This is a genomic window from Clostridium neuense, from assembly GCF_045310695.1.
GTDB classification, from domain to species: Bacteria; Bacillota; Clostridia; order Clostridiales; family Clostridiaceae; genus Clostridium_S; species Clostridium_S neuense.
Map to the genome: position 1 here is coordinate 109,696 of NZ_JBJIAA010000014.1, position 16,584 is coordinate 126,279.

The window sequence follows — 16,584 nt, forward strand, 5'->3', positions numbered from 1 at the left end:
GGCTTGGCAGCATTTAAATCTTTTTCAAGTTCATCTATATAAGCTTTTGCAAATTCTTGTCTTACCTTAATTACATCTGTAAGCTACATAGCTTGTACTTTCGCAAGTGCATCACTTTGTGCCTTTTGAGCAATAGAAGGTAATTCTATATATGTTGTCTTAATACTAACTGTTGCTGTTTTTGATTCATCAGATGACTTTGTTGTTACTGTAACCTTCTTTAAAGCATTTTGATATGCTGCATATATTCTATCACATTGACTATCGTTTATTATCAAATTTTGTTTTACAAATCCATCTTTAAAAATCTTTGTAAATTCATCTTTTTCTGCTTTTGCTGCTTTATTTATATCACTTTGATCCGATATTATTTTTGATACATCACTTTTATCACCTTTTATGAAAAAGTTAAATAGTATCTTTGCTGATTCATCAGCTTTCACCTTAGGTCCACCACAACCGATTAACATTGCTGGAATTAATAGTAATATAACTATCATTCCAAGACTTTTTTTTAATATTTCTCATATATTCTCCCCCTCCATTAAATATACATTTTGGTATATTTAACTTTTTTATAAATATCATACCTAAAAATCTTAACATTAAATTCATAAACCGTCAATATTTATTTAATACTTTTTTTAATTCAATTAAAATTTAAGTAATATTTGTGATTTTATCATATGAAAACAAGTACATTTTGCATATTTTTTCCCATATTGAAAAATATATTGAATATCTCCAAATAATATGATACAAAAATAAAAAAAATGTCCTTTACTTATGTCAATAAAACATTAGGCACAGTAAAAGGTACATTTACTAAAATTTCAAGTATCAAACAACTTATATTGGAATTTAGAGCAAAATACGATAAGGGTTTCAATTCACATTACTAATTAAAACCCTTAACTTCTTAAACATCAATTTCAATACTTGAGGCAGTTTATCTATAGATTGTTGATATCTAACTCATTAAATGCGTTTATAATTCTATCAGCTTTAGATATATCTTGGTTCCCAGAGTTTAAATTTCTATAGGCTATACACTTCATACCTGCTCTTTTAGCTGCCAAAACCCCATTATGTGAATCCTCTATAACAGCACATTCTTGTGGTAAAACACCAAGCTTTTCTGCTGCATATAAAAATATATCTGGCTCTGGTTTACTTCTTTTAACAAAGTCCCCTGTAACTATCTCATCAAAATAATCTCTTATTTTAAAGCTGTTTATTATAAACTCTATAACTCTTATAGGAGAAGAGGATGCTAATGCTACTTTATAATTATTTTCGTGCAAAGCTTTCAAAAGCTCTGGTATATATTCTATTGGCTTTATTGTCATATCTGGAGACGATAAGAATTCGAAAAAACCATTCCTCTCCATTTCAATTAACTCTTCCACTTTATTATTGAGATTATATTTCTTTTTTATAGTATCCCACATATACTGCGATGTTGTTCCTATAAATTTGCTATACTCCTCATTACTCATAATTACTCCAAGTTTTTTAAAAAGCTCCATAGCAAACTCTAAATGTATTGGTTCACTATCTATTATTACACCATCCATATCAAATATTACTGCTTTTATCATTCGCTCATCACCTTTCTTATATTTATATAGTGAAACACTACTGCGAAACTTAAACTATTTATATTTGAAAATACCAATTTTCAAAGAATTATGGTGCATAAATAGTTTGTAGTTTAACTAGTTTCACTATAGGTAAACGTTTCAACTATTGAAATTCATGTGCACTATAATGCCCATAAGACAGCATTTGGGTGCAAATAAACTTCAATTTTCAGAGTGTTTTACCTTTAGATAGACAACTTGATAATTTAAATCTTTCACGTTATTCATCTATAAGTGCTTTTTAATTATACACCAAACAAAAAATATCTGCATCAAAATGCCACAGTATTAGCACTTTGGTACAGATATTTTTTTGAGGTTTGTAATGGTTACATAACTATTATTTTAATATATTGCTATCTTGCCAATCTTTTTATAAAGTCTTCAACCTTCGTTATTTTGAATATTTCAGTTTTTGGAAGAACTCTTCCAGTTGACTGTGTTGTCATATTAACTTTAATATTTACAGGTTGAATATCTCCATTTGTTTTAAGATCTTCATAAAACTTATCATATTTTTCTTGTTCGGTTCCTTCATAACCGCATGCACTAAAGTTTACTCCGAAATTTGTGGAGGACTTATAATCTATATTAAAATCTTCTGGCTTTCCTGTAATACTTAATTTAAATATTTTCTTAGCCATCTTATCCCTCTTTTCGTTGTTTTTAGTTGTTATTCAAATAGAAATTTCATTTTACATTACTCTTCATTTTCAGTGAGGACTGATTTGCGGTTCTCAAATCACATAAACTTGCATGGGGCTTGGGCGTCAGCCCATTATCCTTCTAGAACTATATTAATATCTTCTCAAAATAACGCCCAAACCCCCAGCTTTAAAGAGACTATTATTTATAAAATTTGCCCTTATTGTAATGAGGACTGATTTGTGGTTCTCAAATCACATAAACTTGCATGAGGCTTGGGCGTCAGCCCATTATCCTTCTAGAACTATATTAATATCTTCTCAAAATAACGCCCAAACCCCCAGCTTTAAAGAGACTATTATTTATAAATTTGCCCTTATTGTAATGAGGACTGATTTAGGGTTCTCAAATCACATGGGCTAACGCCCAAACCCCCAGTTGTTTACATATCAATGCCGTTGTCTGTTGTCTCTATTGATTGTTGTTCTTCCTTAACGTATATTCTATCTTGTGCTTTAAAGAATGGTAAATAAATCACTGTTGCAATTAACAATATTACTATTTGTAGCAATGCGCCTCGCCAACCAGCAACTAAAAATCCTGATATGATAGGAGGCGTTGTCCAAGGAGCTTGAACATTGGTAAATGGAGGAACTAAACCAGTATATATAGAAACATAAGTAAGTACACCAGCAATTACAGGCACTAATATAAATGGTACAAACATAAATGGATTTAACACTATTGGAAGACCAAATAATATTGGTTCATTTATATTGAATAAGCCTGGAACTAATGCAAGTTTTCCAAGTGTCTTGAATCTTTGAGATTTTCCAAACAAGACCATTGCTAGAACAAGACCTATTGTGATTCCTGAACCAGTCATTGTAATAAAGTTGTCTTGGAACTGTTGAGCTACTATATGTGCATTTTTGCCTGCACCAGAAGTTATTAATTTAACTCCTTTATCTATAAGAGCTTGGTTTGATTGACAATTTGCCTGATATATAGCACTCATAACGCCTCCAATAAGAGTTGCACCATGAACACCAAACCACCAGAAGAAACATATAATAAATGGTATCGCAATTGCACCACCAAATGAATCTGTTATACCCTGCATTGGAATTTGAAGTACTTTGTATACCCATTCAGATGCAGTTGCTGCTGTAGCTAAGTGGAATAAGATAAATAGAACAAAAGATCCACATATAAGTACTGTTGCTGGAATAAGTGCAGAAAAGGCATTAGCAACACCCTGTGGTACACTTTCAGGCATGTGTATTACAATATCCCTCTTAATAAATATAGAATATACATATCCAACAATTAATCCTACAAACATAGCCATTATAAGACCTTTACTAGACATCCAATCTAAAGGAAGAACACCACTGTCTACAGTAAAATGAGTTGCTTCTTTAAGTTTAAGAGAACCAACTGCAACACCCTTATCAAGAGCTAAATATTGTGGTGAAAGAATTATAAAACATACAATTCCAAGTATTCCAGACGAAACCGGATCACAGCCTTCATTTTTTGCATACTGCGAAGCTATTCCAAATACAAATACTAAAGCAAGTATTTTAAATGTTGCTCCATTAACTTGATTAAACGGAAGTCCCCAATTTGCTCCAAATGTACTTGTCATAAACTTATCCCAAGCATGATTAGGTAGTGGTAGATTTTGTATTAAAAGAAATATAGAACCAATAACTGTAAGTGGCATTGCAAGGATAACTCCATCCTTTATTGCCATAATGATTTTTGAGTTGGCAAATTTCATTACGCCAGGTATAAGTTTTTCTTGAATGGTATCAACTTTACTACTCATTTTTTTAATTCCCCCTTAATTGATTTTTTAGAACCTTACATAACCTGAGTATAGTTATGTTTATATATATAGATAAACCGCTTTAACTATTGAAATTCATGTGCACCAAAATGCCCAGAATACGCATTTTGGTACAAATAAATTTCAAGTTTCAAGGTGGCTTATCTTTAATTAAGGAATACTCCATCTATTTTAAATTATAAATAATTACATATAAAAAACATGAAGTTTCCCTTATAAGCAAGTGTTAAATATTTTCTCCTCTTTCTTCTATTACTTTTTTATACCAATAGAAGGAAAGTTTCTTTTTTCTTTCTAAATTATTTTTATGGTCTACATATATAAAACCATATTGCTTTTTATATCCATTAAGCCAGCTTAAAAGATCTATTACAGACCATGCATAGTAGCCTTTAAGGTTTATCCCCTCAGAAATAGCCTTTTTTACTGCCTTTAAATGAGTTTCAATAAATTTTATTCTAGGTACATCCATTACTTCATCTTCAATTATAGGATCAGCATCTCCCAAACCGTTTTCAGTAATGTATAATTTAATGTCACCATATTCTGATTTTAAAAGTCTTAAGCCTTCTACGAGTGCATCTGGCGCAATCTCCCAGCCCCATTTCGTATATACTTTATCCTTCATGGAAACTGTTCTGTACGCACCATCAAAAGAAGCATTACCTGGTGCCCCGTCACAATGAGCTTTGGCATGTTCCTCTGCATCCACAGTATTTTTAATTACTCTTTGAGGTTGGTAATAATTAAGACCTATAAAATCATTTTTAGGCGCAGCTTCCCGTAATATGTTTAACTCTTCTTCAGTCCAAGCTGGTGTCCAGTTGTTTTCCTTTAACTGATCAAGCACATATTTAGGATAGGTTCCCTTTAAAATAGGATCGTAATACCATGCAATCTCATATTGATTTGCGTGATAGGCTGCAGCCACATTTTCTTTATTATCGTCTACACTAAAGGCTGGTGAAAATACATGAGTAATTCCTATTTCTCCAAATTGTCTAAGTTTTTTGTATTCAAGCACTGATTTTGCATGTGCAGTAAAAACATTATGTGTTGCCTCAAAATATTTCTTTACATCATTTATTATGCCTGGTGGATGTGATCCTGTTAAATATCCTTTCTGGCAAAAAACTATTGTTTCATTAAAAGTAATCCAATGCTTTACCCTGTCTCCAAAAGCTTCAAAGCAAGTTTTTGCATATTTAACAAAAGCATCTACCGTGTGTTTATTTGTCCATCCACCTTTTTCTTCTAAAACATTTGGCATGTCCCAGTGGTATAATGTAACAAAAGGAACTATACCATATTTCAAACACTCATTAATTAAGTTGTTATAAAATTCAATTCCTTTTTTATTAACTTCACCATCACCATCCGGTATTATTCTTGCCCATGAAACTGAAAATCTGTAAGAATCAAGTCCCATTTCTGCCATAAGCTTTATGTCCTCTTTGTATCTGTGATAATGATCTACAGCCACATCTCCATTTGTTCCTTCAAAAGTTTTACCAGGTATCTTTGTGAACAAGTCCCAATTACTGATTCCTTTTCCATCTTCATTCCATGCTCCTTCTACTTGATATGCAGCCGAAGCAGCACCTAAGAAAAAATCTTTTGGAAATTTCATTTTTATCCTCCTTGTTTTATGTTAGCTTGCCTTTTTTGCCATCTTCAAAGCAGCTTCTAATACTTTTTCTCCATTGAGCATTCCATAATCTGCCGAATCGATTACACTTACTGGAATTCCCTTTGGATCAAATATTCCCTTTGCTTTTGGTAGCATAAATTTAATCTGAGGTCCAAGCAAAACTACATCTGCATCACCTGCATGGTTTATCATCTGTGCCTGTGGAAGTGCATCAATTTCAACATCCTCAATATTCTTTGCTTTTGCAGCCTTTTTCATTTTTGTAACTAACATACTTGTTGACATACCAGCACTACAAAATAATAAAATTCTTATCATAATATCTCCTCCATATAATTTATTTTAATTTATCTGATAAAGAATTTATAAGCTTTCTCATTTCAATCATTTCCATAATCATATTTTTCTCAGATATCGTTGTCATAAGATGATCTTGAGAATGTACAAATAATACTGAAACCTTTAAAGGCTCTCCACTAGCTTCCTGCTGTAACATTGTGGTTTGAATATCATGAGCCTTTCCAATAGCATCATTTGCTTTTTCAATTAAAGGTTCTATTTCATCGTATTTTCCTTCCTTTGCACTATTAAGTGCTTCATATAAGTAACCTCTAGCATCACCTGAATATATTATTATGTTCATTACTATTTGTTCTATATCCATATTTTAACCCCCTCATAGTTACGGTATATTTTTTATGCCAATATATTTTATAGCAAATACTGTGCCAAACACTAACATAAACATTAAAACCACTATTATTCAGCAATATATAATAAAAAAAATATAGTGTTTAAGTTTTTTGTAAGTGTATTATGTAATTTATAAAGTGTTTAAACACATCTTTTAGCAAAAGTTGAATTATTTACAATATTGATTTATAATTTAGCTATTATAATGTTAAGTATAGGGGTGATATCATGACTAAAAAAGAGTACATCTACAATAAATTATTAGACCTGCCTAGCGGTAAAGGCATTGATGCTCAAAGTCTTGCGGATATGCTGAATATGACTAGAGCAAATGTAAGCCACGAACTAAATAATTTGTGCAAGGATGGAAAGGTTTTCAAAGGTTCTGGAAGACCAGTTTTATTTTACGTTTCAAACACTAATATCAATAAATCTAAACTAGATGCCCTCATAACAAATAACATAAGTTTAAAACAAGCTGTTGAACAATTAAAGGCAGCTATTCTCTATCCTCCAAACGGCATGAACTGTTTAATACTTGGAGCTACAGGTGTAGGAAAATCCATGTTTGCCTCATTAATGCATGAATATGCTATTGAAATGGGTATAAAAGATAAAAAATCTCCCTTTATAGTGTTTAACTGTGCAGATTATACAAATAATCCTCAACTTTTAACCTCACAGCTTTTTGGAGTAAAAAAGGGAGCCTACACTGGTGCAGATGCTGACAAAATAGGACTCATAGAAAAAGCAAATGGAGGTATTCTATTTCTTGATGAGGTTCACCGACTGCCACCTGAAGGTCAAGAAGCTCTTTTTACATTTTTAGATAAGGGGACCTTTAGAAGGATGGGGGATGATGAAATACGAAAGTCCAATGTTCTTATAATATCCGCTACAACCGAAAATCCAAACTCAGCTTTACTTAAGACCTTTACCAGAAGAATTCCTATGCTTATTACAATTCCTTCTCTCAGCGAAAGAACACTTGAAGAAAGACTTTACCTAATAAAAACCTTTTTCAAAAACGAAAGCAAAAAATTAAACAGAAATATTTCTGTATCCTTAAATACTATGAGAGCACTTTTATCATATAATTGTCCTAATAATGTTGGCCAGTTAAAAAGCGACGTGCAGCTCCTTTGTGCAAGAGCCTATTCAGAATTTCTCACAAATACAAAATCCGATGTAAGAATAAATAGTTCAAGCCTCCCATTATACATTAAAGAAGGACTTTATAAAGAAAAAGAACATAGAATTTTATGGAATAAATTAATGGGTGAGGAAATTGAATTTTTTAAATTTTCCAGTAAAGATGACAGCTCAGAAAAACCAAATAACAAAGCCAATAATACCATATATGAATTTATAGAGCAAAAACTTGAGAAATTAAAATACAAAGGTATATCAGATATAGATATAGAAAATATTCTTGAGAAAGATATAACTAAATATTTCACAAAATACATAAGCAGAGTATCTGAAGAGATTAACAGAAAAAATCTCCTAAACATAATAGGTGAGGAAAATCTAAATTTTATCGATAAGGCGGTTTATCAAATTGTAACTTCATTAAAAAGAAACATAAGTAACAATATCTATACAGCCTTAGCTCTACATATAAATACACTTATAACAAGGATATATAGTAACAAGACCATAGTAAATCCTGAACTTAATAAGATAAAAAACTTATATCCAAGTGAATACAGCATAGCCTTAAATATTAAAAAGCAAATTGAAGAATACGTTCACCACTTAATTCCAGATGATGAGGCAGGATATCTAACCTTGTTCTTAGTCAATGACGATAAGGTATCCAAGAAAATTAAAGATAAGGTAAACATTATAATTATTGCCCATGGAAAATCTACTGCTACCTCCATTGCCGAAGTAGCTAACGACCTCCTTGAAGAAAACTCCGTAATAGGTATAGATTGTCCTTTAGATGTAAACCCTTCTGTAGTGCTTGAGAAATTAAAGACTACAGTTAAAAATAATTTTACTACCAGTGGATACATACTTCTTGTTGATATGGGTTCTCTAACTACCTTTGGCGAAATAATAGAAAGCGAATTTAAAATTCCTGTAAAGGTTTATCCACTTGCTTCAACCCTGCACGCAATAGAAGCAGCAAGAAAATCTCTATTAGGACTTTCTATAGATGAAATCTACAGCGATATACTATCAGTTAATTCATATGAGCATATGGAAACTCCAGCTAGCTATTCTAATGTAAAAAATAAAAAAAGCATTATTATAACTGCTTGTCTAACAGGTGAAGGAGGTTCTCTTGCAATTAAAAACTTTTTAAAATCTAATCTCAAATATGACAAGGATTTATTTGAGATAATGTCATTAAACTGTTTAGATAAGAACCATTTTAAAAATCAGCTTATTAAGCTCCAAAAGGACAGAGAAATTTTATTTATTGTATCCTCTTTTCCAATAGATTTGAATATAAAACAATACAATATGCACGATGTTTTATGCATGAAGGTAATGGATGAATTACAGCAGCTTATAGACACAAAGTCTGTGGTACAAAAAATGTCCTCCATACTAAAAGAAAATATAGATAACCTTGATGGGAACGAACTTTATGTTGATATAACTCAATTTATTAACTCTATAGAAAACAAACTTAAAATAAAGCTGGACGATGATTCTTTCATTGGGCTTATACTTCATATAGCTTTTTCAATAAGTAGATTAAAAAAAGGACAAGAAGCTGTAGAATATCCTGATAAAGAAGAATTCATAGAAAATAATAAAGTCTTATACAACATAATAAAAGAAAATTATTTATTTTTATACAACAAATACTATATAAAAATATCTGAAAGCGAGCTTTGCTATATAACGGACTTTTTTCTCGAATTTATGAATAATACGAAATAGCAATGCTTCGTCGCATACACATACGTGGGGTTTGGGATGTAATCCCATTATCCTTCTAGAATAAGATAAAAGTACTTTTAATAATAAATTCTATAAATCTAAGGTAAAAAAAATCATAAAATCCTAAGATATTTCAATAACTCGCTTAAAAAGTGCTCAAACAATTGAAATATCTAAGTATTTTATGATTTTTTTACCGAGATTTATTAGAATTTTTTTAAACTGTTCCTTCAGCATTGCTATTTCGCTCCCACAGTGGTGCAAGGAAAAAATTCCTCCGTTCCTACGGAATTTTAGGTGCAAATCTTTGCAAACAATTAAATTTTTGTGACATACATCTTATTAATCTTATTTGATATCCTGTAATGTGTACCTACTTCACATATTTTGTTAAGCTCATCATAGGCATAATTTATTATCTCTGCGCAGCTTACTTTGTTTTTCTTAAGTTCCTTGCAAAGCTGAGTTCCATACTTTGAATTGACATTATCTATCGTTTCGTTTATTCAGATAGCCAAGCATCATACTGTGTTTTTATATATTTTAAGATTTATCTGACGAAAGGAAGATAAATCAACCTTCATTGTCCTCTGTCCTCTGTACTTTATTTTTGTAGTTCTCCTCTGTAAGAACCAGTTCCACCCTTAACATTCACTACGTTAAACCCCATATCTGATAGCTTGCTGCAGGTCTTTTGACTTCTCATACCAGATTGACATATTATATAATACTCCTTTGACTTATCGAGGTACTTTTCCGGATTTTGAGTTACGGAATTCATCGGAGCATTTTTAGCACCTGGAACATGCCCTACCTTGTATTCCTCTGGCTCCCTAATATCTATTAAAGTTATATTTCCTCTCAAATTATCTAGTTCACTTACATCTATTGATTTAAATTTATTTTTATTTAAGAATAAAAACACAACAATTCCTCCTTTGTTAATCTATATAAATAAATTTACATTAGAATCCTCTGCCTCACCAAGGTAATAACCAACACCTCCTATTTTAACACCATCGATTAATTCCTCTTTTTTTATTCCCATAACATCCATCGACATCTGGCAGGCAACTATTTCTACGCCACTCTCTATTGCAGCTTTAATTAAATCCTCAAGAGAAGTTATATTTTTATCCTTCATAACCTTTCTTATCATTTTAGAGCCCATGCCCATCATGTTCATTTTAGAAAGTTTAAGCTTTTTACTTCCTCTTGGCATCATCATTCCAAACATTTTATCCATAAAGCCTTTTTGTACACTTACTTTTTCTGGCCTTCTCAAAATATTAAGTCCCCAGAAGGTAAAGAACATAGTTACTTTTTTACCCATGGATGCTGCTCCATTTGCTATAATAAATGATGCTATAGCCTTATCTAGATCACCGCTGAAAACTACCATAGTTTTGTTATCTTTAACTACTACTGTTTGATTTTGAGTCATAGAACCTTGCGAAGATTTCTGTATAACAGCTGTAATAATAGCTTTATCCTTATCAAGGCTTAAAAGCTGATTTCCTGTTCTCTTGCACCATGCCTTTATATCCTCATAAAATCCAGGATCTGATGCATTAACTTTTAAAACTTCACCATTTTTCAAATTATCTATAGCTTCCTTTACACTCATAAGAGGTCCAGGACAGCATAGCCCGCAGGCATCAAGTACTTTAGTATATTTTTCTGTGTCCATTGCTGCTTCCCTTTCATAACTTTCATCATTATTTTTATTTGAAGGTTTAAAATTAAGTGCTGATATAGATTTGTACCCTCCAGTAACATTCTTAACCTTAAATCCATTTTGCATTAAAATCCTCTGAGCAACATATCCTCTAAGTCCAACTTGGCAATAAACTATTATTTCTTTATTCTTATCAAGTTCATTTAATCTTTGCCTTAAATCATCTACAGGAATATTTACAGCTCCATTTATGTGTCCATTACTAAATTCAAGTTCTGTTCTAACATCTACAACCATGGAATTTTCTTTATTGCTTTCTAAAAATTCAGTTGAAGTTACAACCTCTGCCCTTCCAGTCAAAACATTTTCTGCTGCAAAACCCGCCATATTTACTGGATCTTTTGCAGAGGAATATGGAGGTGCATAGGAAAGTTCAAGTTCAGCTAAATCATAAACACTGCCCTTAAATCTTATTGCCGTTGCTATTACATCTATTCTTTTCTCAACACCACCGTAACCTACTGCCTGAGCTCCAAGTATTTTTCCCTTTTCATCAAATATTAATTTTAATGAAATAGGAGAACTTCCAGGATAATACGATGCATGAGATGCTGGATGAACTACAACCGTTTTATAAGGTATATTAAGTCTTTTTAAGGTTCTCTCATTATTTCCAGTGCTTGCTGCTGTAAGTCCAAATACCTTTATAACCGCTGTTCCCTGTGAACCTTTAAATGATGAATTTAATCCACAAACATTATCTGCTGCTATTCTTCCTTGCTTATTTGCAGGCCCAGCAAGAGGAATTGCTGTTTTTTGACCATTTACAAAATCCACCACCTCTACAGCATCACCAACTGCAAATACACTTTCTATATTAGTTTGCAGCCTATCATTTACAATTATGTGCTCTTTAGGACCAAATTCAATTCCAGAACCTTTAAGGAATGAAGTTTCTGGTGCTACTCCAATTGCTAATACTACAATTTCTGTCCTTACAGCTTTTCCACTTCCAAGAGTTATCTCAACATAATCTTCATTATCCTTAAATGATTTTACTCCATCACCTAAAATTAAATTTACACCATTATCATTAAGTTCCTTTTCTGCCATAACAACCATATCTGTATCAAAAGGTGCTAAAATATGCGGTGCTGCTTCAATAAGAGTTACATCAATTCCTCTTTCTTTCAGGTTTTCTGCAACCTCAACTCCTACAAAACCGCCACCAATAACTACGGCATTTTTTATTTTTTTACTGTCAACCTTCTCTTTTATCTTATCCATATCGGGAATATTTCTAAGCGTCATTATTTTATCACTTTGAATCCCCTCGATTGGTGGCCTTAAAGCTCTTGCACCAGGTGACAAAATAAGATAATCATAATTTTCTTCATACGTTCCCTTATCTTTGCTTTTAACCTTAACTTTTTTATTCTTTGTATCTACTTTAAGTACCTCGCTGTTATTTCTAACATCTATATTAAATCTATTTTTCATGCTTTCCGGGGTTTGGACAATTAATTTTTCTCTTTCCTTTATAGCTTCACCTATATGATAAGGAAGACCACAATTTGCAAAGGAAATATATTCGTCTTTCTCAAACATTATAATTTCTGCCGTTTCATCTAGTCTTCTAAGCCTAGCCGCAGCAGACGCTCCTCCCGCAACCCCACCAACTATTAAAACCTTTTTCATAATTTAACTCCTTTCTTTAACTAATATTTTCTTCAATTCCATCATAAAAATCTATATATTCGTATATTAAGATAAATAAATATATACTTTAAGCACAGCTTTAAAGTTTCCATTAAACGGTTAACAAGTAAAGTGCGCTTTTATGTGATACATATAAATTCAATTAATCGGTATAAAGAACTTTCATTAACTCTTCAACTTTTTTATTACAAACTCTGTATATAATCTCTGTTCCATTTCTAGTTCCTTCAATAATTCCTGCTGTTCTTAGCTTCTGAAGGTGCTGAGAAATAGTTGATTGAGGACAATTAAGGCAATCTGTCATATGCATAACATTACATTCGCCATTTTGTAAAAGTCCTGCAACTATACAAAGTCTAACAGGATGTGCAAGAACTTTCAAAAGTTCAGCTGCATTATTATATTTTGAATAATCCTTTTCCATAGTTTTTACCTCTTCTGTTTATTAATATATTTATATATTACGATATGCAAATATATGTGTCAAGTAAAAAGTTGTGAATTAATAATGTTTCGTCGCGTTAAAAAAATCCTATAAATCTAAGGTTCAAAAATCATAAAATAACTAAGATATTTCAATAACTCGCTATCGCTCAGACAGATTGAAATATCTTAGTATTTTACAATTTTTGAACCAAGATTTATTAGAATTTTTTTAAATCGTTCCTTCAGCATTATTACTTCACAATCACGGTAGTGCAAGGAAAAAATTCGAGGTCACTGAAAAACTAAAAAACATTACTAATTTAGATATATCTGTATATTTTTGCAGGTCATTTATGTCTAAAAAGTTGTTGGAAGACTATTAGAAGGCCTCCTAGCGCCTTACTTATTTTCCCAATTAATTTGCACAAAAAATATGAAGACTTTTTCAGTGGCCTCAAAAATTCCTCCGTACCTACGGAATTTTTCCATAAATCTTTGTAGCGCACAGTTTGAATAATTTATCACTATTTTTACTGCATAACCTCGTTTACAGTGTATTTTTCGTAGGGAAACGGATTATAGAGAGAACATAACATTTTGTTCAAGAATCACACGGGCTTATGCCCAAACTCCAATATGTGTATATTACTTCACAACTTCCAGTTTAGCGAATAAATCATTATCCCTATCCAAATTCCAAACATATTCAATGGAGTGTGCAATCTCTTTTGCCTTTCCCTCTCCAATTCTATCAGCTACAAAGCCTAAAGCCATATCTATTCCAGCAGATACACCAGAAGAAGTATAAAATTTACCGTCAACTACCCATCTAGCGCATGGCTGCCAGTTAACATTAGTATTCAAAGATTTTACCCACTCAAAAGCTCTTTTATTTGAAGTTGCCTTTTTATCATTTAAAAGATTTGTTTTAGCTAGCAGTGCGGAACCAGTACATACAGTGAGACAATACGTTGATTTAACTGCAACTTCCTTAAGTCTTTCTATAAAAACATTATCGTTAACTAAAGACCGTGTGCCTTGTCCACCTGGAACTAACAATATACCCGAAAAATCAGCCTCCTCTAATTTTTCAGTTATAACCTCTGTACCTTGCCTACTTATAACAGTTCCACCATTTACGGAAAAATAACGAAGCTTGTACCCTTCAAGCCTTCCAAGTACTTCTACTGGTCCAAACACATCTAGTGTTTCAAAATCAGAAAACAGCAAAATATTTATATCCATGAAAGCACCACCTTAATGCAGAGGACAAAGTACAATTGACAGAGTACAGTGAATGAAATTGAAGAAAATCGTCCTTCACTGTACTCTGTACTTTGTCCTCTGTACTCTATATTTTTATCCTATTATACCACTATACTCAAACTTTTTCTAAAACTTAAGCTCCCCTATATCTTTAAACGAGTTCATGTCCACTGCAACCATTTTAGAATCAAATATAGTATACAAGGTATTCCCTATATAAATTGCTCTAAAAGATGTATTTCCATCTTCATCTGATTCTCCTTTATATGCTAGCTTAAATCCATTTTTTAAATCAACCTTATATACATATATAAAACATTTTTGCCCCTGACTGGTGCTTATTGCAATTGGAAATGCCATAATACCTTTATCCTTATCAAACAGAAGTGCTTTATGATTATACAAGACGTCCGACTCGATACTAATATCAGCATCATAAGTTGATTTTAAATCTGAATTGCCCTCCTGCAAAGATTGCTGCGTTATTAAATTGTCTAAGCTCACATTATACATTTGCTTTGGTTTAGACATATCCGTTACATCAAACATAGCAAATTTCATATTTCCCGGTTTTGCCAGTGTAAGTCCATTTTCAGAAACATCCGTTGAATTTCTACCAAACCCTATAATATGATTTTCATCATACGGCTGCAAATAAGTACTAAAGCCAGGCATTTCAAGTTTCCCTGTAATCTTAGGTTTCTTTGGATCTGACAAATCTAAAGCAAAAAGGGGATCAGTCTGTTTAAAAGTAACCATATACGCTCTATTGCCCATAAATCTTACAGAATATATTTTTTCACCTACAGCTATATTGCAAACTTTAGAAATCAATTTCAAATTGTTATCAAATATATATATTCCGCTTGACATATTGCTATTTGTAAAACCATATGAATTATTAGTTACTGCTATTCTAAAATAGTTATTATATTCATCCATAGAAAATTGATTTAATATATTGCCATCAATTTCAGTTTTATTTTTCAGCTCTACCTTAGAATTAAAAAGCTGAAATTTATACAGTATAGTCTTGTTTTCAGCATTTTCAGATGCAATATACATGTTTTTGTCACTACAATAAATATTGCTTCCATTTCCTAATACTGATGTAACCTTAGCTTCACTGTTTATATTTGAAAGATCTATACTCGAAATATTTATATAATTTGGATATACATCTTTAGGGTTATATACTATATGTTTGTAATCTACCTCTTTAGCTTTTCCTTTTAAACTGCTGTCTATATAAAACGGAGCACGTTCTTCATCACTTGCATTTTTAAAATCTATATTTATACTTTGATTTGATATTACATAAACTTTATCTCCTATAAGTCTTGAATCATTATATCGGCCACCTACAATTAAGCTTTTAGCAAGCTTTGGTTCTTCTTTATTACCTATGTCATAAACTATAACCTTAGATTTTTCCCCTGCATACCAATGCTCTTTCATAGCATCATAATTAGGCGAACTTTCATAATATTGACCAAACACTATTAAAAAGTTATCCTTTAAAAACATATTACTAGCATGAAAATTCTTATCTAGGGATATGCTTGATTCTATTTTCATAGATTGAGCTGGATATGCCCTTACTATCATAACTTTGCCACTTCTAGTACTTAAAGTATAAATAAACTTATCATCATTTTTAACCATATCAGGTTCATCAACCCCATTTACCTGCACATTTGTAGCTGAATGAGGTGTGCTTTCACTTGTTTTGCTTCCAGAATTTTTCACAGCAACATCTGCTGAACCTATTTCTCCCCCCTTCATTGAGGAACCATCCATAGTGTTACTCTTATAATTTTCTAGTATACTTTTCAAATTTTTGTATGATCCTACAGCTGCAATACCTCTCGAATCTACTTTTGCACTTTTTTGAATCCAAAAGTTTTGTATATGTGTTTCTATAAATGGAATTTTAAAAATTAATAATATAACAGCAGCAGCCATAAAATAAACACTTAGCATTTTTATTTTATCCTTTTTTTCTTTCTTTTTTAGCCCTTTTTCTATAGCAAAATCTATTTCAGTCGGAACTTCTATATTATCTATATCATTTTTAAACTTCTTTATCTTATCTAAATCGCTCAAG

13 protein-coding genes are annotated in these 16,584 nt (G+C 31.7%); 1 reads left to right on the forward strand and 12 read right to left on the reverse strand.

Going from position 1 to position 16,584, the window contains the following annotated elements:
* Positions 1-83 precede the first annotated feature (83 nt).
* From ACJDT4_RS16705 to ACJDT4_RS16735, 7 genes are all read right to left on the reverse strand, one after another.
* A complete protein-coding gene (locus ACJDT4_RS16705) occupies positions 84-443 on the reverse strand; it encodes a hypothetical protein (RefSeq protein WP_406788724.1) in 360 nt (119 codons plus the stop codon).
* Positions 444-953: 510 nt separating this feature from the next.
* Entirely contained in the window at positions 954-1,601 is a 648-nt protein-coding gene (locus ACJDT4_RS16710; RefSeq protein WP_406788725.1) for an HAD family hydrolase, read from the reverse strand.
* Positions 1,602-1,999: 398 nt separating this feature from the next.
* The gene (locus ACJDT4_RS16715) at positions 2,000-2,287 is read right to left on the reverse strand and encodes a hypothetical protein (RefSeq protein ID WP_406788726.1); all 288 of its coding nucleotides are present in this window, start codon (positions 2,285-2,287) and stop codon (positions 2,000-2,002) included.
* A gap of 443 nt (positions 2,288-2,730) precedes the next feature.
* The gene (locus tag ACJDT4_RS16720) at positions 2,731-4,122 is read right to left on the reverse strand and encodes a PTS sugar transporter subunit IIC (protein WP_406788727.1); all 1,392 of its coding nucleotides are present in this window, start codon (positions 4,120-4,122) and stop codon (positions 2,731-2,733) included.
* 247 nt (positions 4,123-4,369) lie between these two features.
* Positions 4,370-5,773 (reverse strand): glycoside hydrolase family 1 protein, encoded by a 1,404-nt coding sequence (locus tag ACJDT4_RS16725; protein ID WP_406788728.1) that lies wholly within the window; start codon positions 5,771-5,773, stop codon positions 4,370-4,372.
* Positions 5,774-5,794: 21 nt separating this feature from the next.
* Entirely contained in the window at positions 5,795-6,112 is a 318-nt protein-coding gene (locus tag ACJDT4_RS16730; protein ID WP_406788729.1) for a PTS sugar transporter subunit IIB, read from the reverse strand.
* A gap of 19 nt (positions 6,113-6,131) precedes the next feature.
* Positions 6,132-6,458: a PTS lactose/cellobiose transporter subunit IIA gene (locus ACJDT4_RS16735; RefSeq protein ID WP_406788730.1), complete on the reverse strand. Its 327-nt coding sequence runs from the start codon at positions 6,456-6,458 to the stop codon at positions 6,132-6,134.
* Positions 6,459-6,715: 257 nt separating this feature from the next.
* Here ACJDT4_RS16735 and ACJDT4_RS16740 point away from each other — a divergent pair, with 257 nt between their 5' ends.
* Positions 6,716-9,388, forward strand: coding sequence for a sigma-54-dependent transcriptional regulator (locus ACJDT4_RS16740; protein ID WP_406788731.1), 2,673 nt, complete (start codon positions 6,716-6,718; stop codon positions 9,386-9,388).
* 604 nt (positions 9,389-9,992) lie between these two features.
* On the opposite strand, the gene ACJDT4_RS16745 is transcribed toward ACJDT4_RS16740, so the two are convergent.
* From ACJDT4_RS16745 to ACJDT4_RS16765, 5 genes are all read right to left on the reverse strand, one after another.
* The gene (locus ACJDT4_RS16745; RefSeq protein ID WP_406788732.1) at positions 9,993-10,313 is read right to left on the reverse strand and encodes a rhodanese-like domain-containing protein; all 321 of its coding nucleotides are present in this window, start codon (positions 10,311-10,313) and stop codon (positions 9,993-9,995) included.
* Positions 10,314-10,334: 21 nt separating this feature from the next.
* The gene (locus ACJDT4_RS16750; protein ID WP_406788769.1) at positions 10,335-12,767 is read right to left on the reverse strand and encodes a DsrE/DsrF/DrsH-like family protein; all 2,433 of its coding nucleotides are present in this window, start codon (positions 12,765-12,767) and stop codon (positions 10,335-10,337) included.
* A gap of 160 nt (positions 12,768-12,927) precedes the next feature.
* Complete coding sequence (locus ACJDT4_RS16755; protein WP_406788733.1) at positions 12,928-13,209, reverse strand: ArsR/SmtB family transcription factor; 282 nt, start codon at positions 13,207-13,209, stop codon at positions 12,928-12,930.
* 647 nt (positions 13,210-13,856) lie between these two features.
* Positions 13,857-14,456 (reverse strand): DJ-1/PfpI family protein, encoded by a 600-nt coding sequence (locus ACJDT4_RS16760; protein WP_406788734.1) that lies wholly within the window; start codon positions 14,454-14,456, stop codon positions 13,857-13,859.
* Positions 14,457-14,603: 147 nt separating this feature from the next.
* Complete coding sequence (locus ACJDT4_RS16765) at positions 14,604-16,583, reverse strand: beta-propeller domain-containing protein (RefSeq protein WP_406788735.1); 1,980 nt, start codon at positions 16,581-16,583, stop codon at positions 14,604-14,606.
* Position 16,584 lies beyond the last annotated feature (1 nt).

Bases quoted from the DNA above. Each gene is read 5' to 3' on its own strand.
- ACJDT4_RS16710 (WP_406788725.1), bottom strand. From the start codon at position 1,601: ATGATAAAAGCAGTAATATTTGATATGGATGGTGTAATAATAGATAGT.
- ACJDT4_RS16715 (WP_406788726.1), bottom strand. From the start codon at position 2,287: ATGGCTAAGAAAATATTTAAATTAAGTATTACAGGAAAGCCAGAAGAT.
- ACJDT4_RS16720 (WP_406788727.1), bottom strand. From the start codon at position 4,122: ATGAGTAGTAAAGTTGATACCATTCAAGAAAAACTTATACCTGGCGTA.
- ACJDT4_RS16725 (WP_406788728.1), bottom strand. From the start codon at position 5,773: ATGAAATTTCCAAAAGATTTTTTCTTAGGTGCTGCTTCGGCTGCATAT.
- ACJDT4_RS16730 (WP_406788729.1), bottom strand. From the start codon at position 6,112: ATGATAAGAATTTTATTATTTTGTAGTGCTGGTATGTCAACAAGTATG.
- ACJDT4_RS16735 (WP_406788730.1), bottom strand. From the start codon at position 6,458: ATGGATATAGAACAAATAGTAATGAACATAATAATATATTCAGGTGAT.
- ACJDT4_RS16740 (WP_406788731.1), top strand. From the start codon at position 6,716: ATGACTAAAAAAGAGTACATCTACAATAAATTATTAGACCTGCCTAGC.
- ACJDT4_RS16755 (WP_406788733.1), bottom strand. From the start codon at position 13,209: ATGGAAAAGGATTATTCAAAATATAATAATGCAGCTGAACTTTTGAAA.
- ACJDT4_RS16760 (WP_406788734.1), bottom strand. From the start codon at position 14,456: ATGGATATAAATATTTTGCTGTTTTCTGATTTTGAAACACTAGATGTG.